General features: G+C 65.0%; 13 protein-coding genes. 10 read left to right on the top strand and 3 right to left on the bottom strand.

What is annotated here, in order from left to right; translation table 11 throughout:
- Positions 1 to 7 precede the first annotated feature (7 nt).
- From HN018_RS10735 to HN018_RS10725, 3 genes are all read right to left on the bottom strand, one after another.
- Entirely contained in the window at positions 8 to 1,087 is a 1,080-nt protein-coding gene (locus HN018_RS10735) for an ATP-grasp domain-containing protein (protein WP_171835397.1), read from the bottom strand.
- Complete coding sequence (locus tag HN018_RS10730) at positions 1,084 to 1,662, bottom strand: DedA family protein (RefSeq protein WP_171835396.1); 579 nt, start codon at positions 1,660 to 1,662, stop codon at positions 1,084 to 1,086. The genes HN018_RS10735 and HN018_RS10730 overlap by 4 nt, the downstream gene beginning before the upstream one ends.
- 187 nt (positions 1,663 to 1,849) lie before the next feature.
- Complete coding sequence (locus tag HN018_RS10725; protein WP_171835395.1) at positions 1,850 to 3,886, bottom strand: AsmA family protein; 2,037 nt, start codon at positions 3,884 to 3,886, stop codon at positions 1,850 to 1,852.
- Positions 3,887 to 4,094: 208 nt separating this feature from the next.
- Here HN018_RS10725 and HN018_RS10720 point away from each other — a divergent pair, with 208 nt between their 5' ends.
- From HN018_RS10720 to HN018_RS10675, 10 genes are all read left to right on the top strand, one after another.
- On the top strand, positions 4,095 to 4,550 hold the full coding sequence (locus HN018_RS10720; protein WP_171835394.1) for a hypothetical protein: 456 nt from the start codon (positions 4,095 to 4,097) through the stop codon (positions 4,548 to 4,550).
- 78 nt (positions 4,551 to 4,628) lie between these two features.
- Entirely contained in the window at positions 4,629 to 5,627 is a 999-nt protein-coding gene (locus tag HN018_RS10715; protein ID WP_171835393.1) for a lytic murein transglycosylase, read from the top strand.
- Positions 5,624 to 6,505 (top strand): SPOR domain-containing protein, encoded by an 882-nt coding sequence (locus HN018_RS10710; RefSeq protein WP_171835392.1) that lies wholly within the window; start codon positions 5,624 to 5,626, stop codon positions 6,503 to 6,505. The genes HN018_RS10715 and HN018_RS10710 overlap by 4 nt, the downstream gene beginning before the upstream one ends.
- A 2-nt stretch (positions 6,506 to 6,507) precedes the next feature.
- Positions 6,508 to 7,782 carry a D-alanyl-D-alanine carboxypeptidase family protein gene (locus HN018_RS10705; RefSeq protein ID WP_171835689.1) on the top strand — a complete coding sequence of 425 codons (1,275 nt, stop codon included), beginning with the start codon at positions 6,508 to 6,510 and terminating at the stop codon, positions 7,780 to 7,782.
- Positions 7,779 to 8,408, top strand: a complete 630-nt coding sequence (tmk, locus tag HN018_RS10700) for a dTMP kinase (RefSeq protein ID WP_171835391.1) — start codon at positions 7,779 to 7,781, stop codon at positions 8,406 to 8,408. Before HN018_RS10705 ends, tmk begins: the two co-directional genes overlap by 4 nt.
- Entirely contained in the window at positions 8,405 to 9,406 is a 1,002-nt protein-coding gene (locus HN018_RS10695) for a DNA polymerase III subunit delta' (protein ID WP_171835390.1), read from the top strand. Before tmk ends, HN018_RS10695 begins: the two co-directional genes overlap by 4 nt.
- 9 nt (positions 9,407 to 9,415) lie before the next feature.
- Entirely contained in the window at positions 9,416 to 10,963 is a 1,548-nt protein-coding gene (gene metG, locus HN018_RS10690) for a methionine--tRNA ligase (protein WP_171835389.1), read from the top strand.
- A gap of 10 nt (positions 10,964 to 10,973) precedes the next feature.
- On the top strand, positions 10,974 to 11,759 hold the full coding sequence (locus HN018_RS10685) for a TatD family hydrolase (protein WP_239479207.1): 786 nt from the start codon (positions 10,974 to 10,976) through the stop codon (positions 11,757 to 11,759).
- 2 nt (positions 11,760 to 11,761) lie between these two features.
- Positions 11,762 to 12,547 (top strand): MBL fold metallo-hydrolase, encoded by a 786-nt coding sequence (locus HN018_RS10680; protein ID WP_171835387.1) that lies wholly within the window; start codon positions 11,762 to 11,764, stop codon positions 12,545 to 12,547.
- A 347-nt stretch (positions 12,548 to 12,894) separates the two neighbouring features.
- Positions 12,895 to 14,841 carry a PrkA family serine protein kinase gene (locus HN018_RS10675; RefSeq protein ID WP_171835386.1) on the top strand — a complete coding sequence of 649 codons (1,947 nt, stop codon included), beginning with the start codon at positions 12,895 to 12,897 and terminating at the stop codon, positions 14,839 to 14,841.
- Positions 14,842 to 14,844 lie beyond the last annotated feature (3 nt).

The raw sequence follows: 14,844 nt of genomic DNA, 5'->3' as shown, positions 1-14,844 counted from the left end.
AGCCCACTCAGTCGTTCAGCGGATAAGACGACATCAGCCGGCGCTGCAGCCTCCAGTAGGAGAAAAGCTCGCGGATGCTGCTGGGCTTCGCACCGCGCCGTCGCATCTCCGCACCGATCTCGAACGCCATGTTATAATGCCTGAACTGGTCCAGATAGGCGGTGCGCAGCCGGGTTGCCCGATCCCAGATGTGGGTTGCTTCCGATCCGACGCCGTTGACCTCGATGATCCGGAACCCTTCGCCGGCCCGCAGGGCGGCCTGGCTCTCGAACCGCACATCCAGCCGTCCGAAATGGAAGTCGGGGATGTCGCGCATGATCGCATCGACGCGCGTGGTCAATGCCCGCGTGATGTCGCGGCTCCCATCGCTGAAGATCGACCCCTTGCAGTGGTTGCCCGCGAACACCAGGCGGAACCGCTCGCCCGCCGCCAGCACATCGTCAAGGCGCCCGTTCAGGCGCGGCATATAGATTTCCGGGATCTGGCCGGACCGCTCGTCGGCCATGATCAGCTCGCGAATGCTGGACTGCCCGTCGCCGAGCAGGATGGGCGCCTGTTTCAGCGTCAGCGAACTGATATGTCCGGTCAGGGCGCCCGGGGGCCGGATGTAGAATATCCCAGCCTCGCCATCGAACGGCACCAATTCCTGCAACACGAGGGCGGTGTCGCGTGGAAACGCTGCCAGGCTCTCGGCGAGTGCCTCGTTGGTTTCGACTAGCCGTACGCCGGTGCCGTTGCAGCCGATGTCGGGCTTCACCACCAGCGGCAGGCGGAGGCTCTTCCCATCCAATGCCGAGCGCGCTCGTGCCAGATCGTCGCTTCCCGTCCGAAAAACCACGTAGGGTGCGATCCAGGCTGCCGCCTCCGGCCCGGCCTGGTCCAGGACAGTGCTCTTGCGCTCGCCGCACAACCCACCGGTCTCGACCCTCGGATTGGCTGCGGTCGGAAGCGTGAGGCTGCGATGACGGAGACCGAGCAGGATCCAGAACAGCACCACCGGCGTGTAGAAGATCCACCCCGGCCAGAACTCGAACGACGAGATCGATCGCTCCCTGACGGTCGGGCGGGTGGCTACCAGGACTGTCATTCACTCTCTTTCTGCAGCCGCACCGCAATGCGACCGATCAGCACGATCGCGACCGCGAAGACGGCAGCGCCGGCCCAGCGCCAGGCCCCAAGATGGTCGATCAGGAACTGGCCGACATGGCGCGAGACGATGAACAGCAACGTCGTCCAGACCGAGGTCGCCAGGATCGCAGCCACCGCGAAACGCCGGAAGCTTGCCTTCAGATAGCCGCAGGTCGTGTAGGTCGGCAACCGCGCGCCCGGGATGAACCGGCTGATGAAGACCACGCGAAACACCCGCTCCTCGATCCAGGCGCGTCCCTTGATGCGGCGCTGCTCTGGCAGGAAGCGCCGTGCCCAGCTCCAGCGCGCGGCCAGCCGCCCGATTCCGTAAAGCCCGAGATCGCCGAGAATGATGCCCATATAGAGGGCACCCAGGGCGACGACCCAGTTGATCCGGCCATCCTGTACCTGCATCGCCGCCAGGACGGTCGCGGCATCCTCCAGGATGAACGTGCCCAGGATGATGGCCAGGGCCTGGAGGAGCGGATGAACGCCAGCCGATTTGAACAGCGCAGTCACTGAAAGCGAGAACACGCCTCAGTCGATCCGGGTGGTCGTGAGCGGGCGAGGCGTTGGCAAGCGCGGTTTCTCCGGCGACACGTGGCGGGTTGACGAGCCTGCCGTGCCCGGTGGACGACCCCGGGTGCGGTGGCATATCGCTCGTGCCGTGCCGCGTCACCTCCTTATTTAGAGAGGCGACCCGATCGCGCGCGCCTTGACATCAGTGTGAACGGTGTTTGGTCCGGGTCGGCGGAGTGGCCGAATTACGCATCGGCGGCGACGCGGGATGCGTCTTCATGTCCTCCAGAGCCGACTGGCAGGCACCAGTCTCCCCAACGCCGAACTGGATCGTCGGAAGCAACGCCAGCGGAGCCAGCACCACACCCAGCCCGGCCGCGGCGCCGGCCCGGGCGACAACCTCGGCGCCCGGCCTGATCGCCGGCTTGCCCAGCTTGCCGGTGATGTTGATCGGGCCGGGCAGGGAGCCGACGCTGAAATGCGACGAGCGGGTTGTCAGGCTGTAGTCCAGTGTCTGGTTCTTGAAATCCACTGTTCCGCGACCGATCGACCGGGCTTCCGTGGTCTGCAACAGGAACGAGTTCGTGGACAGGATTCCGTTCTTCAAAGGCATGTCCATGACAAAGCATTGCACCTGCGCCCGGTTTGGCATTCCGAGTGCCGACAGCAGTGCATTGCCGAATTCGAGGCCGGCGATGTCCGGCAGCAACGCGCTGATGTCGCCGCCGCCACTCATGACGAGCGAGATGCCGCCGTCGCCGTTTCCAAGCATGTCCGCGAACGAGCTGCCGCGTGTGGTGATATCGGCACGCCCACCGATAATGCCCTGACCATGAAAGGTGTGGGTCGCCTGCAGAAGCCGTGACAGATCGATCCGGTGGAAATCGACATGGGCACGGGTCTTGAGGGAGGATCCGACCGGATCCAGCGTCGCACTGCTGAAGATCGTGCCGGTGCCGACCTTGAAATCAAGCTGCTTGAGATCGATCACGCCGTTCTCGATATTCAGGCGTGCGACGATATTATCGAGTGGGATACTCCGGTTCTTGATGTGATCCCCCTTGTAGACGAGGTGGATGTTGGCCGCGCGCACCTTTGGCATGTTGATCGGGGTGTTCGGCAGTACATCGCCTGTCGAGGCAGGATGCGCATCGGGTGTTTTCGGCGTGGAGGCAGGCGTTTTCGCTCCGTGGCCGGGATCCGCGCCAATGAACCCGCCCAAATCCTCCAGATCGACGTTGTGGGAATTCAGGTTGGCATCGATCGTCGGGATCTTGGCGGGAACGACCGTGATGGTGCCGTTCAGGTCGCTGGAGCCGACCTGTCCCGTGAACTCGCGAAACGCGATCCGCTCGCGGCTGTAATCGAGGTTTCCGGCGACCTTGTATGCAGGCGTCTGCGGGATCGGCACACCGGTCAGCGGATAGAGCAGCGACATGTCGGGACCCGCGAACAGCAGCTTCACCTTCGCGCCGCCGAACGTCAGCGGCTGCTCTATCGTGCCTACGAGCGAGACATGGGTAGGCCCGTTGGCGACACGCAGGTCGATCGGGTAGGGGCGGGTCTTGTCCCGCAAGGACAGGATAGCGCCACCGACGAAGCGGCCGGTGATCGGCTGGCCTGCATAGGTTCCCGTCGCATTCGCGACGATATGGCCCTGATCAACCGGGATCGGCCGAATGTCGGGATCCGGCGTTTCGGTCGTGGCGACCTGGATATTGAAGTTGGCCTTCAACTTGGCGTCCACGACATGGACGTGACCATCCTCGATACGAAGTATACCGAGGAGCGGTGGTGACGAACTCGGCTTGTCGGCCTTGCTGTTCGAATTGTCCGACGTCGTCCAGTTGTTGGTGCCGTCGTGCGCCGCCTCCGCGTCGATGGTGGGATGGTCCAGATCGATCAGCGGCAGGACGATCTGCCGATGCCTGATCAGCGGGAGCAGCTCCACATTGACAGTGAGATGCTGCGCGGTCGCCAGCGACTTGGGAAATTGGTCGGTGCCGGCCACCTTGACGTCATCGGCGATAATGCGCGTCACGCGACCGAGCCGTACATGCAGATGTTCGATCGTAACCTTGCGACCGATCGCCGCGGATGCCTGGCGGTCGACCAAGGGGATGAACCAGTCCCACTGCCAGAGGATGATCACCAGGATCAGGAGGACGGCGAACGTCCCGATCGCGATCAGGCCTTTGTGCCGTCGAACTCCGCCCTTGCGTCGCGCTGCGTTCGCCACTGGCTGCTCCACCTCTTGAAGTCCGGGAACGCATCCTGATCAAGCTGGTTGCGGGCCGGGCGTGGATCGGGGCTGACGCCGCCGCATCGATCGGTTAGCTTCGGAAGCACCGGTTCCGGAATACGACCATTGGCCACCGACAAGAACGATCACTCGACCACGGCAATAAAAAGCCGCCGGAAGAGCGATTCGTGCGGTGCGGGCCCCGATGACGGCAGGTCGGCCGATCGGTTCTCCATCCGTAACCACCGCCGCCAGACCGGACGATACCAATGTCTTTCGGACCAGGCACGCGCCTGTTTCCGCACTCCCGCCGACCCGGGTCGCGACATCGGCCCCGACCATCGGCAAGCCCCAGCCCAATGCGTTCGTCGATCCAGTCAGCACCGGCTCTATTAGCCGGACCGGCAGCATCATAGAGCCGATGTCGTTGCTGTTCGATACCGACTGGTACCGGGCCGAGTATCCTGACGTTGCGGTCGCCGGCCCGGATCCGATCCGTCATTCCTTCGACGATGGCGCACTGGAAGGCCGCAACCCCAACGCCTCCTTCGTGACGACCTGGTATCTCTCGGTCAATGCGGACGTCATTGCCTCCAACATGAGCCCGTTCCTCCACTATCTGCTCTGCGGAGCGAGGGAAGGCCGTCAGCCTGCACCCTAAGGCGATTGCCGTGTCATCAGGCGCCGTTTCGGTCGAGATCGTTGTGTATCACCGACGCGTGTGGCACAGATTCCAGCGATGACAACACGCCGTGCCCTTACAACAGCAATGTTCTCCGCAGGGGCCGTTTCGGTCTGTTCCGGAGCCTTCGGACGCACCCGTGCGCCGGTTCGCCAGGCTTCCGGATCCTACGCGGGCTTCCTGGCAGGCGTTCGTGCCGAAGCCGGCAGCCATGGCGTTCCGTCGTCGATTCTCGACCAGGCGCTCTCGTTGCAGGCCCCGAACGCCCGGGTGCTGGAACTCGACAGACATCAGCCCGAGTTCACCTTGACCTGGGCGCAGTACCGGACCCGGGTCATCTCAACCCAGAAGACGCAAGGGGCGCGCACCGGCTATCAGGCAAACCTGACGCTGCTCACCGATATCTGGCAGCGCTACCGGGTCGATCCGCGAATCGTCGTCGGTATCTGGGGGCTGGAGTCCAACTTCGGCACGCGAATCGGCTCCTTCAATGTCGTAGATGCACTCGCGACGCTGGCCTATGACGGGCGCCGGGCCAGCTTCTTCCGCGCCGAGCTGATGAACGCACTCCGTATCCTGGGCAATGGCGACGTGGCGCCGGCCCGGATGCTCGGAAGCTATGCCGGCGCGATGGGGCAGCCGCAATTCATGCCGAGTTCCTATGTCCGGTTCGCGGTCGACTATACCGGCGATGGCCATCGCGACATCTGGACCAACCGCGCCGACGTGTTCGCCTCGATTGCCAACTATCTCGGCAAGAGCGGCTGGGTCGCCGGCGAGCCATGGGGTCAGGCCGTCACCCTGACCCGGCAGATCGACCCGTCCAGCGCCGGTCGCCAGTCGATGCGTCCGCTGGCGCGCTGGGATCAGGCCGGCGTTCGGCGGAGCGACGGTTCGCGGTTTTCGCGGCAGGATGTCGATGGCGCCTTGCTCCTGCCGGACGGTGCGGGCGGCGACGCGTTCATGATCTATGCCAATTTCAACGTGATCAGGCGCTACAACCCATCGGATTTCTATGCATTGGCGGTCGGCCTTATCGGCAACGCCGCCGCGTGAGAAAGCCCGTCGCGGCACTGGCCTTGGTTCTCGCCATCGCCGGCTGCCAGCGCAAGATCAACCCGGCCGCGCCGGTTCCTGCGCCTCATTACGTGGTGGGCTCGCCCTGGCAGGGCGGAGGCGGAACCTGGTTCTACCCGAAGGAACAACTCGAGTACCACGCCACCGGCCTGGCCATCGTCGAGCAGTCTCGTCCGCAGGCTCTGACCGCGAACGGCGAAGCCTACGATGCCTCGGCGGTTGCCGCCGCGCACCAGACGCTGCAACTCCCGTCGGTCTTGCGGGTGACCAACCTGGAGAACGGCCGGTCGATCCTGGTCCGGGTCAACGATCGCGGACCGGGCGCACAGGGCAGGTTGCTGGCCCTGACCCAAGGCGCCGCGCGCCTGCTTGACATCCAGCCCGGAGCCACGACCCGCGTCGATCTCGAGATGGATGCCGGGCTCAGCCGCCGTCTGGCGGAGCAGTCTCCATCCGGCCCGCATCTCGACATCGCCACCGCACCGGTCGAGGGCGTCCAGGAACAAATGCTGGGTGCTCCGGGCTCGTCGGCGCCCGCCATGCAGGCTCCGGTTCCAGGGCACGGCTACGCTCCTACGACGGATGAGGCGCGTGTGCCGGACAAGCTGCCGCCGCGCCTGCAGCAGGCAAGACCCGAGCCGGGCGCGTTGTGGATCGACGCCGGGCAGTTCAACCAGCGCAGCTACGCCGACCAGATCGGCGCCAGCATCGGCGGCTCTGTACGGAGCGACGGCCAGGGGCGGCAGATCATCTATAGCGTGCGTGTCGGCCCGTTCCAGCGTACGTCGGATGCGGATGCGGCTCTGGACCAAGCCCGCCGCGCCGGGGTAACCGGTGCGCACATCATCGTCGAATAGGGATCAACGTGCCTAGCAGAAGGATTTTGCTGAGCGGTGCCGGAAGCATCGTGGTCTCGTCGTCGCTTGCATCCGGTTTCGGGGCGCTGGCGCGACCGCGCCACCCGGTGCCCGCCCATCCCGCATCCAAGCCGACGCCCGATTCCGACGACGACTCGTCCGCGACCGATGGCACCGCACAGGCCGGTGCGGGCTCACCGGCGGAAACGCCCGTCGGCCCGTTGGATACCGAGGCTCGCTGGGCGTTCGCGGTTGATTTCCAGACCGGCACGGTCCTGCTGCAGAAGGCCGCCGACGAGCGCATGCCGCCGTCGTCGCTGACCAAGATGATGACCGCCTACATCGTCTTCGGCATGCTGAAGGAAGGTCGGCTGCATCTCGACCAGATGCTGCCGGTCAGCGAGAAGGCCTGGCGGATGCAGGGCTCGAAGATGTTCGTGCCGCTCGGTAGCCAGATAGCGGTCTCCGACCTGATCCGCGGCATGCTGATCCAGTCGGGCAACGATGCCTGCATCGTGCTGGCCGAAGGCATTGCCGGTTCGGAGGAGCAGTTCGTCGCGTTGATGAACGCAAAGGCGAAAACCATCGGACTGACCAACTCGCAGTTCCGCAACGTCACCGGCTGGCCGGACCCGGACCATTTCATGTCGGCGCGCGACGTGGCGACGCTGGCGCACCGGCTGATCGCCGACTTCCCGGACGACTACCACTTCTTTTCCGAGAAGGATTACAAGTTCAACAACATCAACCAGGGTAACCGAAACGTCCTGGTCGACAAGGGCCTGGCCGACGGGCTCAAGACCGGCCACACCGACGCCGGTGGCTTTGGTCTGTGCGCCAGTTCGGATCGGGGTGGCCGCCGCATCACCCTTGTCGTCAACGGCCTTCCTTCGTCAAAAGCCCGGGCCTCCGAGGGTGCGAGGCTGCTGAACTGGGCATTTGCCAACTTCGAGAATGCGCGTGTGTTGTCACGCGGACAGGTCCTGCAGACCGTTCCCGTCTGGCTCGGGCTGCTACCGTCCGTCACCGCCTGCGCCGCCGCCGATCTTGTGCTTACCGTGCCGCACGGCTGGCAGAACCGGGTCAAAGTGGCGCTCGACTACCAGTCGCCGGTCACGGCCCCGATCGCCAAGGGCCAGCAGGTTGGGCTGATCACCATCTCCGGTGCCGGTGTGACCGACATCCAGGTGCCGCTGGTTGCCGTCGACGCGGTCGCACGCATGGGTCTGCCGGCTCGCGCCGTCGCTGTGCTCAAGCACTATCTGGGCAGGAGTTGAGCGGCCTGTTCATTACGCTCGAGGGCGGCGAGGGCGCAGGCAAATCGACCCAGGCCGTGCTCCTGGCGGAGGCGTTGCTGGCGCGCGGCCGCAAGGTGTTGCGTACCCGAGAGCCCGGTGGATCGCCGGGCGCAGAAACCCTGCGGACGCTCCTGCTCGAGGGCAACCATGCGCTTGGCCTGCGGGCGGAGGTGATGGTCCACTTCGCGTCGAGGCTCGACCATGTCGAAAACACCATCAGGCCCGCGCTCGATGCCGGCATGGTCGTCGTCTGCGACCGCTTTTACGACTCTACGCTTGCCTACCAGGGCTATGGCCTCGGCCAGGGCGATCCGGGGTGCCTCAGCTTTATCGACCGGCTGATCGGGCTGGTCGGGCTGGCGCCGGATCTCACGCTCCTGCTCGATCTCCCGCGCGACCTGGCGCTGGCCCGACTGCGGCAGCGCGGCACGCGGAGCGACCGTTACGAGCGGCTGGATGAAGCGTTTCACCAGCGCGTGGCGGGCGGCTTCCACGAGATCGCTCGGCAGGCAGGAACCCGGGTGGTTACGATTCCGGCGACCGGCAGCACGCAGCAGGTCCACGAGGTCATGTTGCACGAGGTCGAGCAGCGTCTTCCGGCATGACCGCACTAACCCTGTTGCCCCCCAGGGAGCAGGACTGGTTGATCGGCCACGAGACGGCCGAACGCACGCTGATGTCGGCGGCGCGGACTGGACGGCTGCATCATGCCTGGCTGATCACCGGCCCGGTCGGGATCGGCAAGGCGACGCTGGCCTTCCGGTTCGCGCGCTGGCTCCTGTCCGGACCGGAGCGGCGAGCCGGCGACGACCTGTTCGTGGACAGGGCCGATCGGGTGTTCCGCCGCGTCGCCGCGGGCAGCCATTCCGACCTGATCACCGTGGCACGCAGCTTCGACGAAAAAAAGCAGCGGTTCCGCGGCGAGATCGTCGTCGAGGACGTCCGCCCGATCGGCGACCTGCTGCGCCGCACTGCGGCCGAAGGCGGCTGGCGCGTGGTGATTATCGACGGGGTCGAGTTCCTCAATCGCAATGCCTCCAACGCGCTGCTCAAGCTGCTCGAGGAGCCGCCGCCGCACACCGTATTATTGCTTGTCTGCGCGTCGCCGGGCCGGTTGCTGCCGACCATCCGGAGCCGATGCCGCGCGCTGCGCCTGGACGTGCTCGACGATGCAAGCATGATGAAGGTGCTCGGGCGCACGCTCCCCGATCGCGAGCACGCCGACCGCGAGGTGCTGGCATCGCTGGCGCACGGATCGCCGGGCCAGGCCCTGGTGCTGGCCAGTGAGGGCGGGATCGCACTCGACGAACTGGTCCGCGAGGCGCTTGCCTCGCGCACGTCCGGCAGCCGCGCATACCAGATGGTCGATGCCGTCAACCGGCAGGAAGGTGGTTTCGCGACCTTTCTCACGCTGCTCGGCGATGCCATATCAAGGGAGGTCCGCGATGCGGCGCGTGGAAACGCCGCCTCCGACCGGGCGTCCGACAACGACATCTCGGTCTGGCAGCAGATCCGTCACGTGCAGGACGAGACCGAACGGTTCAACCTGGACAAGCGGCAGGCGCTGCTGTCGAGCCTGGACCTGCTGCGCAGCCTTTCGTAACGGTGGACGATGACCAAGCGCTATACCATCACGACACCGATCTATTACGTGAACGGCGCGCCGCATATCGGGCACGCCTACACCTCGATCGCGGCCGACGTCATGGCGCGCTGGAAGCGCCTCGACGGGCATGAGGTGTTCTTCCTGACCGGCACCGATGAGCACGGCCAGAAGGTCGAGCAGGCGGCGCTTGCCGCCGGCGTGGCGCCGCAGGAGTTCACCGACCGGGTCTCCGCGGACTTCCGCGACATGGCGCGGGCGATGAACATCTCGTTCGATGACTTCATCCGCACCACCGAGCCACGTCATCTCGATGCCTGTGCGGCGCTGTGGCGCCGGCTGCAGGATGCCGGCCACATTTATCTCGGCGCCTACGAGGGCTGGTACGCCACCAGGGACGAGAGCTTCTATGGCGAGGACGAGCTGGTCCTGCGTGCCGACGGCGTTCGCGTGGCGCCGACCGGCGCGCCGGTCGAGTGGGTGACGGAGCCGTCCTACTTCTTCCGCCTCTCGGATTGGCAGGACCGCCTTCTGGCGTTCTACGATGCTCATCCTGACTTCATCGGCCCGCAGGCGCGGCGCAACGAGGTGATCAGCTTCGTGCGCCAGGGACTGAAGGACCTGTCGATCAGCCGCACCAGTTTCCGCTGGGGCGTGCCGGTTCCGAATGACCCGGCCCACGTCATGTATGTCTGGTGGGATGCGCTGGTGAACTACATCACCGCACTCGGCTATCCGGACGAGAGCAACCCGCTCTGGCGCTTCTGGCCCGCCGACCTGCACCTGGTCGGCAAGGAGATCGTGCGGTTCCACGCGGTGTTCTGGCCGGCCTTCCTGATGGCCGCCGAGTTGCCGCTGCCGAAGCGGATCTATTCGCATGGCTGGTGGACCATCGACGGCGAGAAGATGAGCAAGTCGATCGGTAACGTGGTGGACCCGCGGGCGCTGGCGGACGAGTTCGGCGTCGATGCGGTCCGCTATTTCCTGCTGCGTGAGGTGCCGTTCGGTGGTGACGGCGATTTCAGCCGCCGCGCCCTGATCTCGCGCCTCAACGTCGAACTCGCCAACGACCTCGGCAATCTGGCGCAGCGCACCCTGTCGCAGATCGCCCGCAACTGCGACGGCAGGCTGCCGCATCGCGGATCGGTCACCGACGACGACACGGTCCTGCTCAACCAGGCCGAGGCGCTGCGCCGGGTGGTCCGTGTGCTGATCGACCGCCAGGCGCTGCACGAGGCGCTCGAGGAAGTCTGGAAGGTGGTCCGCGCCTCCAATGGCTATATCGACCGGCAGGCGCCGTGGGCGCTCAAGAAAACCGACATGGCCCGGATGGGCTCGGTGCTGCGCGTGCTGGTGGACGTGCTGCGCCAGGTCGGCACCGTGCTGCAGCCGTTCATGCCGGACAGCATGGGCCGGCTGCTCGACCAGCTCGGGGTGGCGCCGGGGGAACGGATGCTGCTTGCCCTGGATGCGCCGCTGCCGGCCGGGTTGCAGCTGCCGGCCCCGCAGGGGATCTTTCCACGTCATGTCGAGCCCGTGGTTCCGGCCGTCGCCTGAGGAACCGAAGATGCTCATCGACAGCCACTGCCACCTCGATCATTTCACCGATGAGGAGCTTCCCGGCCTGCTGGACCGCGCCCGGTCGGCGGGCCTCTCCGGATTGGTGACTATCGGCACCCGGTTGTCGGCAGCACCGGTCAACCGGGGCCTGGCGCGGCATGCGCGTCCGGACCTTGCCGTCTGGTGTACCATCGGCACCCATCCGGACCATGTATCGGAGGAAATTCTTCCGTCGGCGGATGATCTGGCATCGATGGCCGCGGCGCCCGAGGTGGTCGGCATCGGCGAGACCGGCCTCGACTACTTCCATGGCGGCCCCGAAGTTCGCCCACTCCAGCAGGAGAGCTTCCGTGTGCATCTGCGGGCCGCACGGCTCGCCGACCTGCCGCTGGTCATTCATGCGCGTGATGCGGACGAGGATGTCGCCGCCATCCTGCGCGAGGAACATGCCTCGGGCGGCCCGTTCCGGTTCGTGCTGCATTGCTTCAGTTCGGGCGCGGCTTTGGCGGAGGCAGCCATCGCATTGGGCGGCTTCATCAGCTTCTCGGGTATCCTGACCTTCCCGAAATCCGTAGCGCTGCGAGTGATCGCCCGCACGATTCCGGCCGACCGGTTGCTGGTCGAGACCGATGCGCCGTTCCTGGCCCCGGTGCCACGGCGCGGCAAGCGCAACGAGCCATCCTTCGTCGCCCACACGGCATCGATGCTGGCCACGGAGCGCGGCGTCAGCGAGGCAGACGTCGCGGCGCTGACCACCGCCAATTTCCGCCGCCTGTTCAGCCGGGCAACCTAGTCGTGCGCGTGGTGGTGCTCGGATGCGGTGGCTCTGCCGCCGTGCCGATGATCGGCGGCGAGGATGGGCGCGGCGACTGGGGCGTGTGCGACCCCCTGGAATCGCGGAACCGTCGCAGCCGGTCCTCGATCGTCGTCGAGGGCGATGACGGGCGGCGTGTGCTGGTCGACACGTCCCCCGACCTCCGGAACCAGCTGCTGGCGAACGGCATCGGACGGGTCGAGGCGATCTTCTATACGCACGCGCATGCGGATCACGTCGCCGGACTGGACGACGTCCGCAGCCTGAACCGGAACCTGGGCCGCCCTTTGCAGGTGTTCGGCACCGCCCCGGTGCTCGCCGAGATCTCCGACCGCTTCGCCTATGCCTTCAGGCCCTGGACGCCGCCAAGCTTCTATCGGCCGGTCCTGCTTCCGCGCGTCATCGTCGCCGGTCAGGCGGTGGAGATCGAGGGATTGCGGCTGGACCTGTTCGAGCAGGTGCACGGAAGCGGGACCACTCTCGGCTTCCGAGTCGGCGACTTCACCTACTCGACCGACGTCGTGGCGCTGGACGATGCCGCGAAGCGGGTAATCGCCGGCAGCCGGACCTGGATCGTCGACTGCTTCCAGCGCGCTCCGCATCCCGCCCATGCCAGCCTCGACCTGGTCAGGCTCTGGTCGCAGGAGCTCGGGATCAAGCGGACGGTGCTGACGCACATGGGCACCGACATGGACTGGGCATGGATGCGTGACAGCCTGCCGCCCGGCATCGAAGCCGCTCACGACGGACTGATCCTGACCCTCTAGCCGTTCGCCGGCGAGGCCGGAGATGCCGCTTTCGGCATGGCATGGTGGTGTGTCCAAAGGGTTCACTTCCAGAGGTTGTGCGCAACACTTCTGCAATTTTAGTTGAATCGCGCGCTTGCGCAGCGATAGCCTTCCATCAGGACGGCGGCACATCCGTTCGCCGGAATGCCAAGATACCAAACCAACAGGCCCTGGACGGAAGAAGCTGGCGCCCCAGCTCCTCATCCGCCGAGGTCTAGAACAGGGAGGAACCTGATCGAAAGCCGGCAGTCGTCAGCAAAACCCGTTTTTGACGCCGCTTCGTGATCGGACTGACCAGACCCACGCTTACCCGAGGGATTATCGCCATGGCACCGCTCGACGACGTCTTCACCCTGGCGACAACGATGCGCGACGAACGTCGTGAAACCGAGATGAGCCTCGGCGAATATCTCGAACTCTGCCTGAGCGACCCGTCCTGCTATGCGACAGCAGCCGAACGGATGCTCAAGACCATCGGTGAACCGGAAACGATCGACACCTCGAAGGACGCGCGGCTAGCCCGGGTGTTCATGAACCGCACGATCAGGACCTATCCCGCATTCTCGGATTTCCACGGCATGGAAGAAACCGTCGAGCGCATCGTCGGATTTTTCAGGCATGCAGCGCAGGGACTCGAGGAGCGCAAGCAGATCCTTTATCTGCTCGGCCCGGTCGGCGGCGGAAAATCGTCACTCGGTGAACGGCTGAAATCGTTGATGGAACGGGAGCCGATCTTTGTGCTGAAGGCGGGCAAGCAACTCAGCCCGGTGTTCGAGAGTCCGCTGGGGCTGTTCGATGTCGACCGCATGGGGCCGAGCCTGCTGCAACGCTACGGCATCCCCAAGCGCGTGCTGACCGGCATTGCGAGCCCGTGGGCGTTGAAGCGGCTCGAAGAGTTCGACGGCGACATTTCCCGCTTCCGGGTGGTGAAGCTGCATCCATCGAAGCTGCGCCAGATCGCGATCGCCAAGACCGAGCCCGGCGACGACAACAACCAGGATGTTTCAGCTCTCGTCGGCAAGGTCGATATCCGGCAACTCGAAAGCCACAGCCAGAACGACCCGGACGCGTACGGTTTCTCGGGCGGCCTCAACCGGGCCAACCAGGGCATTCTCGAGTTCGTCGAGATGTTCAAGGCGCCGATCAAGATGCTGCATCCGCTGCTCACCGCGACGCAGGAGGGCAACTATGTCGGCACCGAGAATATCGGCTCGATCCCCTTCACCGGCATGATCCTGGCGCATTCGAACGAGGCGGAGTGGCAGACCTTCCGGAATAACCGGACCAACGAGGCCTTCCTCGACCGCGTCTGCGTGATCAAGGTGCCCTATTGCCTGCGCGCAATGGAAGAAGCCCGCATCTATGAAAAACTGATCAGCGGCTCGGCACTCGGCGATGCGCCGTGCGCCCCGAACACGTTCGAGATGCTGGCCAAGTTCGCCGTGCTGTCACGCCTCAAGCTTCATCCGAACTCATCGCAATATGCGAAGATGCGCATCTACGACGGCGAGAATATTCGCGAGACCGATCCGAAAGCGAAGACCATGCAGGAATATCGCGATGCCGCCGGCGTCGACGAGGGCATGGACGGGATCTCCACCCGGTTCGCGTTCAAGGTTCTGTCGGCGACCTTCAACCACGATCCGACCGAGATCGCCGCCGATCCGGTGCATCTGATGTATGTGCTGGAGCAGGCAATCAAGCGCGAGCAGTTTCCCGCGGAAATCGAGGCATCGTATCTTGCGGCCCTGAAATCCGAACTTGCCGGCCGCTACGCCGAGTTCGTCGGCAACGAGATCCAGAAGGCCTACCTTGAGAGCTACCACGATTACGGGCAGAACCTGTTCGACCGTTATCTCGACTACGCCGATGCCTGGATCGAGGACCAGGACTTCAAAGACCCGGACACAGGGCAGATGCTGAGCCGCGACCTGCTCAACGCCGAACTCACGAAGATCGAGAAGCCGGCCGGGATTGCCAACCCGAAGGATTTCCGTAACGAGGTGGTGAAATTCTCCCTGCGGTCGCGTGCCCAGAAAGGCGGGCTCAATCCATCGTGGACCTCGTACGAGAAAATTCGCGACGTTATCGAAAAGAGGATGTTCAGCCAGGTCGAGGACCTGCTCCCGGTGATCAGTTTCGGGTCCAAGAAGGATGGCGATACCGAGAGCAAGCATGGCCAGTTCGTCGAGCGCATGGTAGCGCGCGGCTACACCGAGCGGCAGGTTCGCCGCCTCGTGGAGTGGTACATGCGCGTCAAGCAGTCAGCCTGAAGA

Origin of the sequence: Lichenicola cladoniae (assembly GCF_013201075.1) — a bacterium.
Lineage (GTDB): Bacteria > Pseudomonadota > Alphaproteobacteria > Acetobacterales > Acetobacteraceae > Lichenicola > Lichenicola cladoniae.
The sequence above is the reverse complement of the archived record's forward strand: the minus strand, read 5'-3'. Positions and strand labels throughout refer to the sequence as shown.